Source organism: Blautia faecis, assembly GCF_027662325.1.
Taxonomy (GTDB): Bacteria; Bacillota; Clostridia; order Lachnospirales; family Lachnospiraceae; genus Blautia_A; species Blautia_A faecis.
Genome location: NZ_JAQDKY010000013.1, coordinates 17,205 through 33,931, shown reverse-complemented (window position 1 = coordinate 33,931; position 16,727 = coordinate 17,205). Strand labels below are relative to the sequence as shown.

Below are 16,727 nucleotides of genomic sequence, written 5' to 3'. Positions count from 1 at the left end.
GAAATATTTTAATGACACCAGATTTTAAATCCGGATTTGTTGCAATTATTGGCCGCCCGAATGTTGGGAAATCTACCCTGATGAACCATCTGATCGGCCAGAAGATCGCGATCACATCCAAGAAGCCCCAGACCACCAGAAACCGTATCCAGACGGTCTATACCTGTGAGAAGGGACAGATCGTTTTCTTGGATACGCCTGGTATCCATAAGGCGAAGAATAAGCTTGGAGAGTATATGGTAGCCGTTGCAGAGCGCACCCTGAAAGAGGTGGATGCAATTATGTGGCTGGTTGAGCCGTCTACCTTCATCGGAGCCGGTGAGCGCCACATTGCAGAGCAGCTCCAGGGCGTTGGCGTGCCGGTCATTTTGATCATTAATAAGATCGATACAGTGAAAAAAGAGGAGATCCTTCCGGCAATCGATACGTACCGTAAGATCTGTGATTTTGCCGAGATTATCCCTTGCTCTGCCCTCCGCGGACAGAATACAGAGGATATTATTGACAGTATTTTGAAATATCTGCCTTATGGACCCATGTTCTATGATGAGGATACTGTAACGGACCAGCCTCAGCGCCAGATTGTGGCAGAGGTGATTCGCGAGAAGGCGCTCCACGCACTGGATGCTGAGATTCCACATGGAATCGCAGTGGCAATTGACAAAATGAAGGAGCGTCCGGGCAAAAATCCTATGGTGGATATTGAGGCGACCATTATTTGCGAGAGGGATTCCCACAAGGGCATTATCATTGGAAAAGGCGGCGCCATGCTGAAGAAGATCGGCAGCAATGCCAGATTTGAATTGGAACGTATGCTGGATTCCAAGGTAAACCTGAAGCTTTGGGTGAAGGTGAAAAAAGACTGGCGTGACAGTGATTTTATGATCAAAAACTTTGGATATGATAAGAAGGAAATCTGAAAATGAGTGATCTGATCACGGTACAGGGAATTGTACTTTCTGCGCAGCCCGTGGGAGAGTATGACAAGCGGATCGTGCTTCTTACCAGGGAGCGGGGGAAGATTTCTGCTTTCGCCAAGGGCGCCAGACGGCAGAACAGCCCGTTTATGGCAGCTGTCAATCCTTTTGTGTTCGGGAATTTTACCCTGTATGAAGGGCGCAGCAGCTACAATCTGAACCAGGTGACCGTGACCCATCATTTTGTGGAGCTGGCCGCCAGACAGCCGGGAGTTTATTATGGCTATTACTTTCTGGAGCTGGCAGATTATTTCGGAAGAGAGGGCACAGATGAGAAGAATATGATGAATCTTCTTTATCTCACTGTGAAGGCTCTCCTGAATCCGGAAATCGATGACCGGCTGGTAAGGTGCATTTTTGAACTGCGAACTATGACGGAGCAGGGGCTGATGCCGGAGCTTTTCCGGTGTGTGAACTGTGGGGAGGAGATCGCCGGAAAAGAGAATCTGTTCTTTTCCCAGGAGGCACATGGGATCCTGGATGGGGACTGCCTGAAGAAAGCAAGCCCCGGAGAAGCCAGAACCGCACGCCGGATTTCCCCGGCAGCACTTTATACCATGCAGTACATTGTAAGCTCGCCCATGACGAAGCTGTATAGCTTTACAGTGACCGAAGAGGTGCTGTGGGAGTTGGAACGGCATATTCAGCCTTATGTGGCAGGGAATACGGATAAGAAGTTTAAGAGTTTGCAGATATTAGAAGTTATGATGTAAGTGGATTGGATGTTGCACATAACAGGAAAGTTGATTAACGTGCTTTGCTCTATACTTCGATAGCAGCACATGATTTGCTGTTCAAAAGTGCGGAAATTGTGTTTTTGCGGCAGAATGTACGGAATTGAGTACGCGGTATAACTTTACAAAAAGAAAAGTTGCGAGTATAATATTAGAAAATCATCTATCAAACAATGAGGAGAGATATCATGGAAAAAACAATGGACAAGATTATTGCTCTGGCAAAAGCAAGAGGATTTGTTTACCCGGGTTCTGAGATCTATGGAGGTCTTGCGAATACATGGGATTACGGCAACCTTGGCGTAGAGCTTAAGAATAACGTAAAGCGCGCATGGTGGCAGAAATTCATTCAGGAGTCTCCGTACAACGTAGGTGTTGACTGTGCCATCCTGATGAATCCGCAGACCTGGATCGCCTCCGGACATCTTGGAAGCTTTTCCGATCCGCTTATGGATTGTAAAGAGTGTCACGAGCGTTTCCGTGCAGATAAGATCATCGAGGATTACAGCCAGGAGCATGGCATTGAGCTTGAGAGCTCTGTAGACGGATGGTCTCAGGAAGAGATGAAGAATTTCATCGAAGAGCATAATGTTCCATGTCCTTCCTGCGGCAAACACAATTTCACAGATATCCGTCAGTTCAACCTGATGTTCAAGACCTTCCAGGGTGTAACTGAGGATGCTAAGAATACAGTATATTTAAGACCTGAGACAGCACAGGGTATTTTTGTAAACTTCAAGAACGTACAGAGAACATCCCGTAAGAAGATTCCGTTTGGTATCGGTCAGATCGGTAAATCCTTCCGTAACGAGATCACACCTGGTAACTTCACATTCCGTACCCGTGAGTTCGAGCAGATGGAGCTTGAGTTCTTCTGCGAGCCGGACACAGACCTTGAGTGGTTTGCATACTGGAAGAGCTTCTGCCTGAACTGGCTGCACTCTCTTGGACTGAAGGATGAGGAAGTACGTTACCGTGACCATGACAAGGAGGAGCTGAGCTTCTACAGCAAGGCTACTACAGACGTTGAGTTCCTTTTCCCGTTTGGATGGGGCGAGCTTTGGGGAATCGCAGACAGAACTGACTATGACCTTACCCAGCATCAGAATGTATCCGGACAGGATCTTACTTACTTTGATGATGAGAAGAAGCAGAAATATATCCCATATGTAATCGAGCCGTCACTTGGTGCTGACCGTGTGGTTCTTGCATTCCTTTGCAGTGCATATGATGAGGAGGTTCTGGATGCTGAGAAGAACGACGTTCGTACAGTTCTTCACTTCCATCCGGCACTTGCACCGGTTAAGATCGGTGTGCTTCCGCTTTCCAAGAAGCTGAACGAGGGCGCTGAGAAAATCTACGCTCAGTTATCCAAGAAATACAACTGCGAATTTGATGATCGTGGAAATATCGGTAAACGTTACAGAAGACAGGACGAAATCGGTACTCCGTTCTGCGTAACCTACGATTTCGATTCCGAAACTGACGGAATGGTAACTGTCCGTGACCGTGATTCCATGGAGCAGGTTCGTATTAAGATTGATGAGCTGGATGCTTACTTCGCAGATAAATTTACATTCTGATTTATGTGACAGGCAGTTCAGAATCCTCATATAATAGGAATCTGAAAATGTAACAGGAATCTGAAAATGCCGCAGCAGCATGTGGGAACCGTTTAGAATGTATATAAAGTAATAAAAGGGCTGACTTTCTGAAATCAGATGGTTGGTCCTTTTGCTGTCCGTATTTGCCCGGAACAGCAGTTATTGGAGTTACGAGGAAATGAAAAAAAGACGTTGGACGTGTATTGATATTTTGAAATGCCTGGCTGCTATTGCAGTGGTTGAGATCCACAAGCCTCTGGAAATACAGGGGGGAGATGAATTTCTGATCTTGTGCCGCTTTGCAGTGCCTGTGTTTTTTATGATCACCGGATTCTTTTACCCGGAAACAGTGGCGAAGAAACGGGAACTGAAGCAGTTTGGCAAAATTTTCACCATTACCATTGGCGCAAATCTGTTTTACCTGCTATGGGAAATCCTTCTGGCAGTTGAGAAAAGAGAAAATATAAAAGAAGCATTGCTTGCAAGGTTTGAGGAAAGAGTTCCGGAGGATTTTATTTTGTGGAATTTTTCCCCGCTTTCGCCGCATCTGTGGTATCTGCAGGCACTTCTCTATGTGCTTGTAATTGCTTTTATTGTAGAACATCTGGGACTGAGAAAGCTGGCTTATCTGGCGATTCCGGTGCTGTTGGCGGGAAGTCTCATAAAGGGAAGCTATTCCCTGTTTTTTGTGGGAAAAGAAGACTGTCACATTTATTATGCAAGGAACTTTCTGTACTGCGGACTTCCCTTTTTCTGGCTGGGCTGCTGGTTTGGATCCAGAAAGGAGGATCTTCTTGGCTTTCTGGACAGGAAGAAAATGGGACTTTTGCTGTGTGGACTTCCTGTTTTCTGGAATATGGCTGTTATGGAGCAGAAGTGGCTGGAAAAGCGAAATGCCCTGGGAACTCAGGAAGAGTACGTCGGAACCATTTTTCTGGCAATCTGCATCTTTCTTCTTTTTATTGGCTGGCAGAATTTTTATGTGGAGAACTCGCTTACCAGAGCATTGGCAAAAGTGGGAAAAGACTATTCCATGCTTATCTATGTTCTTCACTACGCGGTTCTGCAGGCCTTGTCCAGATGCTTTAAAGGCAGAAGGAGCCTGCTTGCAATGGGATACCAGCAGTATGGGATGATGTTTGTGTTTGCTGTCACTGTGGTGATGGTGGCAGTTTACGTTAATGCTAGAGCCTGTTTGAAAAATCATTCCCGCAAATTGTGACGCACATCTTGCAGAAAGCCTTTTTCAGACACGATCTGGGAAAAAACTGAGGATGTCTTCTGAGCCTGAAAATTGAGTGAATAAAATATCGGTACACTTCCAGAAGAGCGGAAGGTGTACCGATATTTTTTTGCTCTGCTTAGAGCCTGTTTGAAAAATCATTCCCACAAATTGTGACGAACATCTTGCAGAAAATCCCTTTCAAACATGTTTTAGAATATCTCAATAGTATATGCCGTCTCAAACATTTCATCCATTTTCAGATGATTGATAAATGGCTTCTCCGACAGATCTCCGGTGAATCCACAGTCATCGCAGCGTCCCATCCATGGCTCCAGGCAGACAAATGGGGCATCCTGGGAAGCAGACCAGATTCCGAAATTGGGGAATCCCACACAGCGCAGCTCCAGATAAGGAGTGCCGTCTGGCAGCTGGATGCCGGCTCTTGTGATCTGGTTGTCAAATACCAGTGCATCGTGGTCAAACATGTGATCTTCAATCTGGCAGGTGCCATTTTCCAGCTTCAGAGTGGCCTTTTTCTCAGCCTTGGCCGTGCCGCTCTCCGGGTCAAGAAGAAGGTATGTAAGGCTTTCCTGTCCGTCGAAGGTAAGGCGGTAATCACTTCTTCTGGTATCCGGCAGAACCGGAACACGAAATGCTGGATGTCCGCCGATGGCGAAATACATATCCGTGTCACTGTTATTTGCTACCTTCCAGCTGACTGTAAGGGTGCGCCCCTTCAGAATATGACGGATGCGGAGCACAAAATCAAAAGGATAAACCTCTTTGGTCTCTTCTGTAGAACGAATCTGGTGGGTTACGGAATCCAGTGTGGAATCAATACATGTGAAATCTGTGTCACGGGCAAAGCCATGCTGCTTGGAAGCATATTCCCTATCACCGATCCGGTAATGATTTCCATAATGCTTTCCTACATTTGGAAAAAGAACCGGCGCGTGACGTCCCCAGAACCTGGGATCTCCCTGCCAGATCACCTCTCGGTCTTTCTCTTTGTCATAAATGCTGACCAGCTCAGCCCCATGGTCGTCAATGGTCACTTTCAGAAAGTCATTTTCCAAAACTCTTTTCATGATGTAAAACCTCCATGTGTGATGTTGTATGTGGAGCGCGAATTCTGTCTGCTGCACTCCACAGAGCGCGTTTTCTCCATTATATCACTATATTTGTAAATTTCACTATCAAAAAATTGCATTATTTGTCCAAAATATAAAAAATTCATATAAAAATGATATAAAAACATAATTAAATATGCAAAATATACAATACCACATTGACTTTGCTATATGTCTTTGGTAAACTATACAATTATAGGGTGAATGACCATAGAAAATTTCGACACCCACATCCATTCGAAATAGAGGAGGAATACCACCATGGCAAAGAAAAGAAATATTATTGTAGGACAGTCCGGCGGCCCAACATCTGTAATCAATTCCAGTCTTGCAGGTGTATATAAGAATGCAGTAGAGCGTGGCTTTGACAAGGTATATGGAATGCTTCACGGAATCCAGGGGCTGCTTGACGAGCAGTATATCGACCTTTCTACCCAGATCCATTCCGAGCTTGACATTGAGCTTCTGAAAAGGACTCCGTCCGCATTTCTGGGTTCCTGCCGTTATAAGCTTCCGGAAATCCATGAAGACAGAGCTATCTATGAGAAAATCTTTGATATTCTGAACAAACTGGAGATCTATGCATTTATCTACATTGGCGGAAATGATTCCATGGATACTATCAAGAAGCTGTCTGATTATGCTATCATTACCGGACAGACCCAGAAATTCCTTGGTGTTCCGAAGACCATTGACAATGACCTTGCACTTACCGATCATACACCAGGCTTCGGAAGCGCAGCTAAGTATATTGCAGCTTCCACCAAGGAGGTGATCCGTGACGCAGAAGGCCTCACCTATAAGAAAAATATGATCACCATTATGGAGATCATGGGAAGAAACGCGGGCTGGCTCACAGGCGCCACTGCACTTTCCAAGTCAGAAGACTGTGAAGGACCAGACCTTATTTACCTTCCGGAGGTTCCCTTTGACATTGAGAAATTCCTCGCAAAAGTGAAAGACCTTCTGAAAAAGAAATCCTCCGTTGTCATTGCTGTATCAGAAGGAATCAAGCTGGCTGACGGACGCTATGTCTGCGAGCTGGGCAGTGTAGGGGATTACGTAGATGCATTTGGACACAAGCAGCTTCAGGGAACAGCTACTTATCTGGCTAATTTCCTGGCAGCAGAGTGCGGCTGCAAGACTCGTGCCGTAGAGCTTTCCACACTTCAGAGAAGTGCTTCCCATATGGCATCCCGCGTGGATATTGATGAGGCTATGATGGTTGGAGGTGCAGCCGTAAAGGCAGCAGATGAAGGAGACACCGGCAAGATGGTAGTCATCGACCGTGTATCTGACGATCCCTATATGGCAGCTACCGGAATTTACGATGTACACCGAATCGCCAATGAAGAGAAGCTGGTTCCGAGAAACTGGATGAACAAGGATGCAAATAATGTGACCAAAGACTTTATCGACTATATTAAACCACTGATCCAGGGCGATTATCAGCCAATCATGGTAAATGGTGTTCCCCGTCATCTGGTGCTGAATACTGGAAGAAAAAAGAAAAATTGAGAAAATGATAAAAAATTGACTGTTTTTTGCCAGAATTACCTTGACGAATGACGAATAAGCCTATAAAATAACTATGTGCGTATAAAACATAGTTTATGTTTATGAAAGTAACTGTGAAGGTACTGAACAGTTACCAATGAACAAATTTTTAGGAGGAAAATGTAAAATGGCAAAATGGGTTTACATGTTTACAGAAGGTAACGCTGATATGAGAAACCTTCTGGGTGGTAAAGGTGCTAACCTTGCTGAGATGACAAACCTTGGACTTCCTGTACCTCAGGGATTTACAATCACTACTGAAGCTTGTACTCAGTACTATGAGGATGGAAGACAGATCAACGACGAGATCATGGGTCAGATCATGGAAGCAATCACCAAGATGGAAGGAGTTACCGGAAAGAAATTCGGTGACATCGAGAATCCTCTGCTTGTTTCCGTTCGTTCAGGCGCAAGAGCTTCTATGCCAGGTATGATGGATACTATCCTGAACCTTGGTTTAAATGAAGACGTTGTAGCTGTATTATCTGAGAAATCCGGCAACCCACGTTGGGCTTGGGACTGCTACAGAAGATTTATCCAGATGTACTCTGACGTAGTTATGGAAGTTGGTAAGAAATATTTCGAAGAGCTTATCGACAAAATGAAAGCTGAAAGAGGCGTTAAACTTGACGTTGAGCTTACAGCTGACGACCTTAAAGAACTTGCTATGCAGTTCAAGGCTGAATATAAAGAAAAAATCGGTTCCGATTTCCCGGCTGACCCGAAAGAGCAGTTAGTTGGTGCAATCAAAGCCGTATTCCGTTCCTGGGACAACCCACGTGCCAACGTATATCGTCGTGACAACGATATCCCATATTCCTGGGGTACAGCTGTTAACGTACAGATGATGGCATTCGGTAACATGGGTGATGACTGTGGTACTGGTGTTGCATTTACAAGAGACCCAGCTACAGGAAACAAAGGTCTGTTCGGTGAGTTCCTTACCAATGCACAGGGCGAGGACGTTGTTGCTGGTGTTCGTACACCTATGCACATCGCTGAGATGGAGCAGAAGTTCCCGGAAGCATTCAAGAAATTTACAGAAGTTTGCCATACTCTGGAGACACACTACAGAGATATGCAGGATATGGAGTTCACTGTTGAGCATGGCCAGTTATACATGCTGCAGACACGTAATGGTAAGAGAACCGCTCAGGCTGCTCTGAAGATCGCTTGTGACCTTGTTGATGAGGGAATGAGAACAGAGGAAGAAGCAGTAGCTATGATCGATCCTCGTAACCTTGATACTCTTCTTCATCCGCAGTTCGACGCTAAGGCTCTGAAAGCTGCTACACCAATGGGCAAAGGTCTTGGAGCTTCTCCAGGAGCTGCTTGTGGTAAGATCGTATTCACAGCTGATGACGCTGTAGAGTGGGCTGAGAGAGGCGAGAAGGTTATCCTTGTTCGTCTTGAGACATCCCCAGAGGATATCACAGGTATGAAATCTGCTGAAGGTATCCTGACAGTTCGTGGTGGTATGACATCTCATGCAGCAGTAGTTGCCCGTGGTATGGGTGAGTGCTGTGTATCCGGATGCGGTGATATCGCTATGGACGAAGCTAATAAGAAATTTACACTTGCTGGCAAAGAGTTCCACGAGGGAGATTTCCTTTCCATCGATGGTACAACAGGTAACATCTACGACGGAATCATCCCGACAGTAGACGCTACAATCGCTGGTGAGTTCGGACGTATCATGGCATGGGCTGACAAGTACAGAACAATGAAGGTTCGTACAAACGCTGATACTCCTGCTGACGCTAAGAAAGCAGTTGAGCTTGGTGCTGAAGGTATCGGTCTTTGCCGTACAGAGCATATGTTCTTCGGTGAGGGACGTATCGATGCATTCCGTGAGATGATCTGCTCCACAACAGTTGAGGAGAGAGAAGCAGCACTTGCAAAAGTTCTTCCATATCAGCAGGAAGACTTCGAAGGTCTGTTCGAGGCTCTCGAGGGCAACCCTGTAACAATCCGTTTCCTGGATCCGCCGCTTCATGAGTTCGTTCCTTCAGAAGAGGAAGACATCAAGAAGCTTGCTGACGCTCAGGGCAAGACTGTAGAAGAGATCAAGACTATCATCAATTCTCTTCATGAGTTCAACCCAATGATGGGACATCGTGGATGCCGTCTGGCAGTTACTTACCCAGAGATCGCTAAGATGCAGACAACAGCAGTTATCCGTGCAGCTATCAATGTAAAGAAAGCTCACGCTGACTGGAACATCTGCCCAGAGATCATGATCCCGTTAGTAGGTGATATCAAAGAGCTTAAATATGTTAAGAAGTTTGTTGTTGAGACAGCTGACGCTGAGATCGCAGCAGCAGGCGTAGATCTGAAATATGAAGTAGGTACAATGATCGAGATCCCACGTGCAGCTCTTACAGCTGACCAGATCGCTTCTGAGGCTGACTTCTTCTGCTTCGGTACCAACGACTTAACTCAGATGACATACGGCTTCTCCCGTGATGACGCTGGTAAATTCCTTAACGCATACTATGACGCTAAGATCTTCGAGAACGATCCATTTGCAAAACTGGATCAGGTTGGCGTTGGTAAGCTTATGGATATGGCTATCAAACTTGGTAAGCCAGTTAACCCGAACCTTCACATCGGAATCTGTGGAGAGCACGGTGGAGATCCATCTTCTGTAGAGTTCTGCAACAAGATCGGTCTTGACTATGTATCCTGCTCACCATTCCGTGTACCGGTTGCTCGTCTGGCAGCAGCTCAGGCAGCTATCGCTCAGAAGAATAAATAATTCATTCTGAATATATATTTAAGTCATACTTCAGTATGATATGTGTCCAAGCATAAGAATAACCTTGGAGAATTGTAGAAATACGGTTCTTCAAGGTTTTTTGTTTCAGGAATATACTCCAGAAAGGAAATTTTATACTAATGAAAACCAAGATTCAGGATATGACCTCCGGTTCGCCGGGGAGATTGATCATTCTTTTTGCAATTCCCTTGATGCTGGGGAATATCTGTCAACAGCTTTATACAATGGTGGATACTATGGTCGTTGGCCAGATTGCAGGTGTGGAGGCCCTTGCTGCACTGGGTGCGGTTGACTTTCTGCTGTGGGTTGTCACAGGAATATCCACTGGTCTCACTCAGGGATTTTCCATTCAGCTTGCGCAGTATTATGGTGCAAAGGATTTCGAAAATCTGCGAAAATCTCTGGCACACAGTTATCGGCTGACCGCATTCATCGCAGTGGGAGTATTCATTCTCAGCCAGTCCTTTGCTGCACTGGTATTAACAGGGCTGCATACACCTTCCAATATTATCGGAATGTCATTATTATATCTGCGTATTATTTTCTGCGGAATTCCGGCTACTGCAGCTTATAATATGTTTGCCGCTGCTTTAAGGGCTATGGGAAACAGTAAAACACCATTAACGGCAATGATCATCGCATCTGTACTAAATATTTCATTGGATATCCTTTTTGTGGCAGGCTTCGGATGGGGTGTGGCAGGGGCAGCAATCGCTACTGTGATTGCGCAGAGTTTTTCTGCCGTGTACTGTTTTCTGATTTTACGCAGAATTGATATTGTTCATCTGTCCAGAGCAGATTTTATGACTGCCACAGGAATGAATGCCCGTCTGATGAAGCTTGGTATTCCTGTTGTATTTCAGAATATCATTATCGGTGTAGGCGGTCTGGTAGTCCAGTATGTGATCAATGGCTATGGCTTTCTTTTTGTGGCAGGATTTACAGCTACAAACAAGCTTTATGGTCTGTTGGAAATGGCAGCGATTTCTTATGGATATGCCATCGTTACTTATGTGGGCCAGAATCTGGGAGCCAGAAGGATCGACAGGATCAGGAAAGGTGTCCGCAGCAGTATGCTGCTTTCCCTGCTTACCTCACTGATCATTTCTGCTGCCATGTTTTTATTTGGAAAAAATATCCTCTCACTTTTCATCTCAGGTGAACCGCAGCAGACACAGGAGGTACTTGCAATTGCTTTTAAATACCTTTCTATTATGGCTGCCATGCTCTGGGTGTTGTACTTCCTGTATGTGTACAGATCTGCGCTGCAGGGACTGGGAGATACGTTAATGCCTATGGTAAGTGGTATGGCTGAATTTGTCATGCGTATCAGTGCTGCGCTGATTCTTCCCCATTTTATCGGGCAGGACGGTATTTTCTTTGCAGAGATTGCAGCATGGAGCGGAGCTACTGTGATCTTATGCGTCAGCTATAATGTGCGGATGCATAAATATCATTAAGGCAAAATATATGATACGGAAAATAAAAAAAGAGACATATGTCTTTTAACAAAAAATCAAATATAAAAAAATATACTAAAAAACACTTGAAAAAATCTCCTTTTTGTACGAAAATGAAAATAAATATAGAAAAAGGGACATGTGTCCTGTTTTAAAAGTGAGACATATGTCATTGTAGAGATAACAAAGCCAATTTCAAAAAAGGAGGAAAAATAATATGAAGAAAAGAATTGCAGCTATGGTTCTTGCAGGTGCAATGGCACTTTCCCTTGCACCAGCTTACGGAGTGACAGAGGTGAAGGCTGAGGCTGGAGATATGAAGATCGCCATGGTAACTGACTCTGGTGATATTACAGACCAGAGCTTTAACCAGACCACTTACGAGGCATGTAAGGCGTGGTCCGAAGAGAATGGTTCTGAGTTCAACTATTATAAACCAGAGAGCGACTCTGACGAGGCACGTAACGCAAGTGTTGACCAGGCTGTAGCAGATGGAGCTAACGTGATCGTACTTCCGGGATATATGTTCGCAGCTACTATCGTAGAGCAGTCTGAGATGTATCCGGACGTGAAGTTTATTGCACCAGACGTAAGTGCAGGCGATATCTGTGAGAAGGGTGTTGGCGAAGGATACACCTACAATCCGGATGATTATGAAGTGACCGATTACTACAATGCAGACAATGTTTACTGCTGTACCTATCAGGAAGAGATCTCCGGATACATGGCTGGATATGCAGCTGTGAAGCTTGGATACAAGCATCTTGGATTCCTCGGCGGTATGTCTGTACCGGCTGTTACCCGTTTTGGATATGGATATGTTCAGGGCGTAGACGAAGCAGCCAAAGAGCTTGGAATCACAAGTGACGTTGAGCTTGAGTATGTATGCGGCGGACAGTTCTACGGCGATGCAGACATCACAGCTTACATGGATACCTGGTACGGAAGCAAGGGCGTTGAAGTTGTATTCGCATGCGGCGGTGGAATCTACACATCTGCAGCAGAAGCAGCAGCGAAGGTTGACGGCAAGGTAATCGGTGTTGACTCTGACCAGTCCGGAATCATCGGTGAGGACATCACTGTTACCTCCGCTATGAAGGGTCTTGCACCGACAGTAAAGACTGCACTTGATGCGATCAAGGATGGCAATTGGGAATCTGATTACGCTGGAAAGATCGACAATCTTGGTCTTGTATCTGAGAACCCGGAAGACAACTATGTACAGCTCCCAATGGAGACAACCCAGTGGGATGACAATTTCACTGTAGATGATTACAAAGATCTTGTAAAGAAATTATACAATGGCGAGATTGAAGTAAGCAGCGACATCACAGCAATGCCAGAGACTGAGATCACAGTAAATGATTACGGCAGCATCAAATAAGACAACCAACTACTCCGCATAGTAAATGCAATTATAAATCACGGGTAGGGTTCCGACAGGAAAGCAGACTGGTCTTAACATGAAGAATGGCCATGCAGTGATAAAAAGGGGAGTGAGCAGTGGCCACTTCCCTTTTTTGCGTAAGTGCCGTCATAACAAGACTTATATTACTGTTCGCTCGAGAGGGGTTTGTGAATGAAGTGATCAGTAACCGTTTTATCACTTGTGCGTTCTGTTTGTGAATCTGCCATGAAAAAAGGAGAAAGCGAAGATGAGTGAATATGCAATTGAAATGCTGGGAATAACCAAGCGTTTTCCCGGAATCATCGCAAATGATAATATCACACTTCAGTTGAAAAAAGGTGAAATCCACGCTCTGCTTGGCGAAAATGGAGCAGGTAAATCCACTCTGATGAGTGTTCTGTTCGGCCTGTATCAGCCGGAAGAGGGCGAGATCCACAAAGATGGAAAGAAAGTTGAGATCAAAGATCCAAACGATGCAAATGACCTGGGCATTGGAATGGTACATCAGCATTTCAAATTGGTAGAATGCTTCAGCGTTCTGGATAATATTATCCTTGGTGTTGAGACCACAAAAAACGGTTTCCTTCAGAAAGAGGGCGCGCGTAAAAAGGTTATGGCCCTTTCCGAAAAATATGGTCTTTCTGTAGATCCGGATGCCATTATCGAGGATACCACAGTAGGTATGCAGCAGAGAACCGAGATCCTGAAAATGCTTTACCGTGACAACGAGATCCTGATCTTTGATGAGCCTACCGCAGTACTTACTCCGCAGGAAATCCAGGAGCTTATGCAGATCATGAAAAATCTGGCAGCCGAGGGCAAAAGCATTCTATTCATTACCCACAAGCTTGGTGAGATCATGCAGGTTGCAGACCGCTGTACCGTTCTTCGTAAGGGAAAATGCATCGGAACCGTAGACATCAGGGATACCAACCCGGAGAAGCTTTCCGCCATGATGGTTGGACGAGACGTAAACTTCATTGTAGAGAAAGAAGAAGCAAAGCCCGGTGAAGTTGTTCTGGATATCAAGGATATGGTGGTTGCTTCCAAGCATCATAAGAATAACGCAGTCAACGGCGTTTCTCTTCAGGTCCACAGAGGTGAGATCGTATGTATCGCCGGAATCGACGGAAATGGCCAGACCGAATTTGTTTACGGACTTTCCGGTCTGGAGCCACTGAAGAGCGGCATCATTACTATGAATGGAAAAGACATTACTCACATGCCAATCCGTGAGCGCCTTACCTCCGGCATGAGCCATATCCCGGAAGACCGTCACAAACACGGCCTGGTACTTGATTATTCCCTGGAAGACAACATCGTCCTTCAGAGATATTTCGAACCACAGTTTACCAATAAACTGGGCTTTTTGAAACGCAAAGAGATTCGCAGATATGCCAACCGCCTGATCGAACAGTATGATATCCGTTCCGGTCAGGGTGCCATCACCAAGGCGAGATCCATGTCTGGTGGAAACCAGCAGAAAGCAATCATTGCCCGTGAGATTGACAAGAATCCGGAGCTTTTGATCGCAGTTCAGCCTACCCGTGGTCTGGATGTTGGAGCAATCGAGCATGTTCACAAACAGCTGGTACAGGCAAGGGATGCAGGCAAAGGTGTTCTTCTGATCAGCCTGGAGCTGGATGAGGTTATGAATGTATCAGACCGAATTCTGGTAATGTACGAAGGTGAAATCGTAGGAGAATTTGATCCGAAAAAAGTAACCGTAGAGGAACTTGGCCTTTACATGGCAGGATCGAAGAGAAAGGAGACGAAGAGCAATGAATAATGAATCCAAAAAGAAAGAAAGCATTCTGAGAAACAATGCGGTTCAGACCATCATTGCCTCTCTTTTATGCATTGTGATCGGTCTTCTCATCGGTTATCTGGTACTTCTTATTATCAATCCTGCAGGAGCTGCGGGTGCGATTACTGCAATTATCAAGAATTATTTTTACTATCCAAGCCAGAAGGCTATGATGAAGTATATGGGAACCACACTGGTAAAGGCTTCCGCACTTCTGATGTGTTCCCTGTCCGTTCTGTTTGCTTACAAGGTTGGACTTTTTAACATTGGAGCAGCAGGACAGTATGTAGTTGGAGCCGGAGCTTCTCTGTATTTTGCGTTGAAACTTGGCATGCCCTGGTATGTATGCATGATCGCAGCAATCGTGATCGCAGCCCTGGTAGGCGGCATCTCCGGTGCACTGAAGGCTTACTTCAATGTAAACGAGGTTATTTCCTGTATCATGCTGAACTGGATTTCCCTGTATGTGGTGAATATGCTTCTTACCCAGGTGAAATCCGAGTCTACTCCATACACTGTAGATCTTTCCAGCGGCAATAAGAGTGCTCTTCTTCCCAACTGTGGACTGGACGAGATCTTTTCCGGAAACAAATTCGTATCCATCGGTCTTATTATTTCTGTGGTAATGGCAATCGTAGTGTGGGTACTTCTGGAAAAAACAAAATTCGGTTTTGAGCTTCGCGCAACAGGTATGAACAAAAATGCTGCAAAATACTGCGGCATGAAAGAGAAGAGAAATACCATTGTAACCATGATGATCGCTGGCGGTCTTGCAGGACTTGGTGCAGCTGTTTTCTATCTCAGCGGAATTGAGACCTGGATGGTTCAGCAGACAACCGTTCCGGGCATGGGCTTTAATGGAATCGCAGCAGCCTTCCTTGGCGGCCTTCACCCCATCGGAGCAATTTTTTCCTCTTATTTTATCCAGCATATTACAAGTGGTGGAAGCTATGTGGATAAGACCATGTATTGTGCACAGATCTCTGATCTGATCTCCGCGTTTATCATTTATCTGTGTGGATTTGTATTCTTCTTCAAACTCTGGTTAAACCGTTATCTCGACAGGAGAGATGAGAAAAAAGCTGCAAAAGGAGGAGAAAAATAATGTTATTATTGATTCAGTATACATTAATATTTGCTTCTGTATTAATTCTCGTAGCACTTGGCGGCTGTTTTTCCGAGCACAGCGGTGTCATCAACATTGGTCTTGAGGGAATTATGGTTATGGGTGCACTTGGCGGTGCCCTGATGATGAAATATCTTCCGGATTCCGCTCCGGCACCAGTTGTGATCCTTCTGGTGGTTCTGGCCAGTGTACTTGTGGGAATGATATTTTCCCTGCTCCTTGGTGTGGCTGCCATTCATTTCAATGCAGACCAGACACTGGTTGGTACGGCCCTGAATCTTCTTGGACCGGCTGCAGCTGTTGTTATCGTAAGAGCCATCAACATGGCAGAAAACCCAGACAACGTTTCTTCCACAGTTGCCTACAAGGTGGCTAAGAAAGCGTTCTTGATAAGAATTGGAAAATTTGAATTCAGCTGGTTCATGCTTTTTGCACTGCTGATCCTCCTTGCTTCTTATGTGGTACTTTATAAGACCAGATTTGGACTTCGTCTGATGGCATGTGGTGAGCATCCACAGGCAGCCGATTCGGTAGGTATCAATGTTTTTAAAATGCGTTACGCAGGCGTTTTGATCTCCGGTGCACTTGGCGGTCTTGGGGGACTGGTTTATATCACTGCCGGTGTAAGTGAGTGGAAATTTGAGAACGGAGTTGCTGGTTTTGGTTTCCTTGCACTTGCTGTTATGATCTTCGGACAGTGGAAGCCGGTAAACATCGGACTGGCAGCCCTTCTGTTCGGTCTTTTCCGTGCGCTGTCAAACGTATACACAGGATTTGATGCGCTGGTAGCCTTGAAGCTTCCCAGCACATTATACAACATGTTCCCATATATTATTTCCCTGATCGTTCTGGTGTTTGTATCCAAGAATTCCAGAGCGCCGAAGGCGGAAGGTATTCCGTACGATAAAGGACAGAGGTGA

Annotated in this window: 13 protein-coding genes; 12 read left to right on the top strand and 1 reads right to left on the bottom strand. The window is 45.4% G+C overall.

Features of this window, described 5'->3' with window-relative positions:
* The first annotated feature begins 11 nt into the window (after nucleotides 1-11).
* The 5 genes from era to PGQ38_RS20555 all read left to right on the top strand — a co-directional run bounded on the left by era (nucleotide 12) and on the right by PGQ38_RS20555 (nucleotide 4,613).
* The gene (era, locus tag PGQ38_RS08290) at nucleotides 12-920 is read left to right on the top strand and encodes a GTPase Era (protein WP_118578648.1); all 909 of its coding nucleotides are present in this window, start codon (nucleotides 12-14) and stop codon (nucleotides 918-920) included.
* Between the two features lie 2 nt (nucleotides 921-922).
* The gene (recO, locus tag PGQ38_RS08285; RefSeq protein ID WP_173716886.1) at nucleotides 923-1,690 is read left to right on the top strand and encodes a DNA repair protein RecO; all 768 of its coding nucleotides are present in this window, start codon (nucleotides 923-925) and stop codon (nucleotides 1,688-1,690) included.
* Between the two features lie 209 nt (nucleotides 1,691-1,899).
* Nucleotides 1,900-3,294: a glycine--tRNA ligase gene (locus PGQ38_RS08280; RefSeq protein ID WP_118578644.1), complete on the top strand. Its 1,395-nt coding sequence runs from the start codon at nucleotides 1,900-1,902 to the stop codon at nucleotides 3,292-3,294.
* A gap of 199 nt (nucleotides 3,295-3,493) precedes the next feature.
* Entirely contained in the window at nucleotides 3,494-4,537 is a 1,044-nt protein-coding gene (locus PGQ38_RS08275) for an acyltransferase (RefSeq protein ID WP_270431286.1), read from the top strand.
* Nucleotides 4,518-4,613 carry a DUF6783 domain-containing protein gene (locus tag PGQ38_RS20555; RefSeq protein WP_416386745.1) on the top strand — a complete coding sequence of 32 codons (96 nt, stop codon included), beginning with the start codon at nucleotides 4,518-4,520 and terminating at the stop codon, nucleotides 4,611-4,613. Before PGQ38_RS08275 ends, PGQ38_RS20555 begins: the two co-directional genes overlap by 20 nt.
* A gap of 136 nt (nucleotides 4,614-4,749) precedes the next feature.
* Here PGQ38_RS20555 and PGQ38_RS08270 read toward each other — a convergent pair whose 3' ends face one another.
* Nucleotides 4,750-5,628: an aldose 1-epimerase family protein gene (locus PGQ38_RS08270; RefSeq protein ID WP_270431285.1), complete on the bottom strand. Its 879-nt coding sequence runs from the start codon at nucleotides 5,626-5,628 to the stop codon at nucleotides 4,750-4,752.
* 303 nt (nucleotides 5,629-5,931) lie between these two features.
* On the opposite strand from PGQ38_RS08270, the gene PGQ38_RS08265 reads away from it, so the two are divergent.
* The 7 genes from PGQ38_RS08265 (at nucleotide 5,932) to PGQ38_RS08235 (ending at nucleotide 16,727) form a co-directional block, all read left to right on the top strand.
* Complete coding sequence (locus tag PGQ38_RS08265; RefSeq protein WP_148462325.1) at nucleotides 5,932-7,188, top strand: 6-phosphofructokinase; 1,257 nt, start codon at nucleotides 5,932-5,934, stop codon at nucleotides 7,186-7,188.
* Nucleotides 7,189-7,354: 166 nt separating this feature from the next.
* Nucleotides 7,355-9,985, top strand: coding sequence for a pyruvate, phosphate dikinase (ppdK, locus tag PGQ38_RS08260; RefSeq protein ID WP_118578636.1), 2,631 nt, complete (start codon nucleotides 7,355-7,357; stop codon nucleotides 9,983-9,985).
* Between the two features lie 140 nt (nucleotides 9,986-10,125).
* Nucleotides 10,126-11,466, top strand: coding sequence for an MATE family efflux transporter (locus PGQ38_RS08255; protein ID WP_195699691.1), 1,341 nt, complete (start codon nucleotides 10,126-10,128; stop codon nucleotides 11,464-11,466).
* Nucleotides 11,467-11,683: 217 nt separating this feature from the next.
* Nucleotides 11,684-12,850 carry a BMP family lipoprotein gene (locus tag PGQ38_RS08250; protein ID WP_118578632.1) on the top strand — a complete coding sequence of 389 codons (1,167 nt, stop codon included), beginning with the start codon at nucleotides 11,684-11,686 and terminating at the stop codon, nucleotides 12,848-12,850.
* A gap of 271 nt (nucleotides 12,851-13,121) precedes the next feature.
* Nucleotides 13,122-14,663 carry an ABC transporter ATP-binding protein gene (locus PGQ38_RS08245; RefSeq protein ID WP_270431280.1) on the top strand — a complete coding sequence of 514 codons (1,542 nt, stop codon included), beginning with the start codon at nucleotides 13,122-13,124 and terminating at the stop codon, nucleotides 14,661-14,663.
* Nucleotides 14,656-15,786, top strand: coding sequence for an ABC transporter permease (locus tag PGQ38_RS08240; RefSeq protein WP_226821942.1), 1,131 nt, complete (start codon nucleotides 14,656-14,658; stop codon nucleotides 15,784-15,786). The genes PGQ38_RS08245 and PGQ38_RS08240 overlap by 8 nt, the downstream gene beginning before the upstream one ends.
* On the top strand, nucleotides 15,786-16,727 hold the full coding sequence (locus PGQ38_RS08235; RefSeq protein ID WP_118578626.1) for an ABC transporter permease: 942 nt from the start codon (nucleotides 15,786-15,788) through the stop codon (nucleotides 16,725-16,727). The genes PGQ38_RS08240 and PGQ38_RS08235 overlap by 1 nt, the downstream gene beginning before the upstream one ends.

What these genes read in the sequence shown, in the direction of transcription:
- PGQ38_RS08265 (WP_148462325.1), top strand. Translation starts at nt 5,932, where the DNA reads ATGGCAAAGAAAAGAAATATTATTGTAGGACAGTCCGGCGGCCCAACA.
- ppdK (WP_118578636.1), top strand. Translation starts at nt 7,355, where the DNA reads ATGGCAAAATGGGTTTACATGTTTACAGAAGGTAACGCTGATATGAGA.
- era (WP_118578648.1), top strand. Translation starts at nt 12, where the DNA reads ATGACACCAGATTTTAAATCCGGATTTGTTGCAATTATTGGCCGCCCG.
- PGQ38_RS08240 (WP_226821942.1), top strand. Translation starts at nt 14,656, where the DNA reads ATGAATAATGAATCCAAAAAGAAAGAAAGCATTCTGAGAAACAATGCG.
- PGQ38_RS08280 (WP_118578644.1), top strand. Translation starts at nt 1,900, where the DNA reads ATGGAAAAAACAATGGACAAGATTATTGCTCTGGCAAAAGCAAGAGGA.
- PGQ38_RS08250 (WP_118578632.1), top strand. Translation starts at nt 11,684, where the DNA reads ATGAAGAAAAGAATTGCAGCTATGGTTCTTGCAGGTGCAATGGCACTT.
- PGQ38_RS08245 (WP_270431280.1), top strand. Translation starts at nt 13,122, where the DNA reads ATGAGTGAATATGCAATTGAAATGCTGGGAATAACCAAGCGTTTTCCC.
- recO (WP_173716886.1), top strand. Translation starts at nt 923, where the DNA reads ATGAGTGATCTGATCACGGTACAGGGAATTGTACTTTCTGCGCAGCCC.
- PGQ38_RS08255 (WP_195699691.1), top strand. Translation starts at nt 10,126, where the DNA reads ATGAAAACCAAGATTCAGGATATGACCTCCGGTTCGCCGGGGAGATTG.
- PGQ38_RS08235 (WP_118578626.1), top strand. Translation starts at nt 15,786, where the DNA reads ATGTTATTATTGATTCAGTATACATTAATATTTGCTTCTGTATTAATT.
- PGQ38_RS08270 (WP_270431285.1), bottom strand. Translation starts at nt 5,628, where the DNA reads ATGAAAAGAGTTTTGGAAAATGACTTTCTGAAAGTGACCATTGACGAC.
- PGQ38_RS08275 (WP_270431286.1), top strand. Translation starts at nt 3,494, where the DNA reads ATGAAAAAAAGACGTTGGACGTGTATTGATATTTTGAAATGCCTGGCT.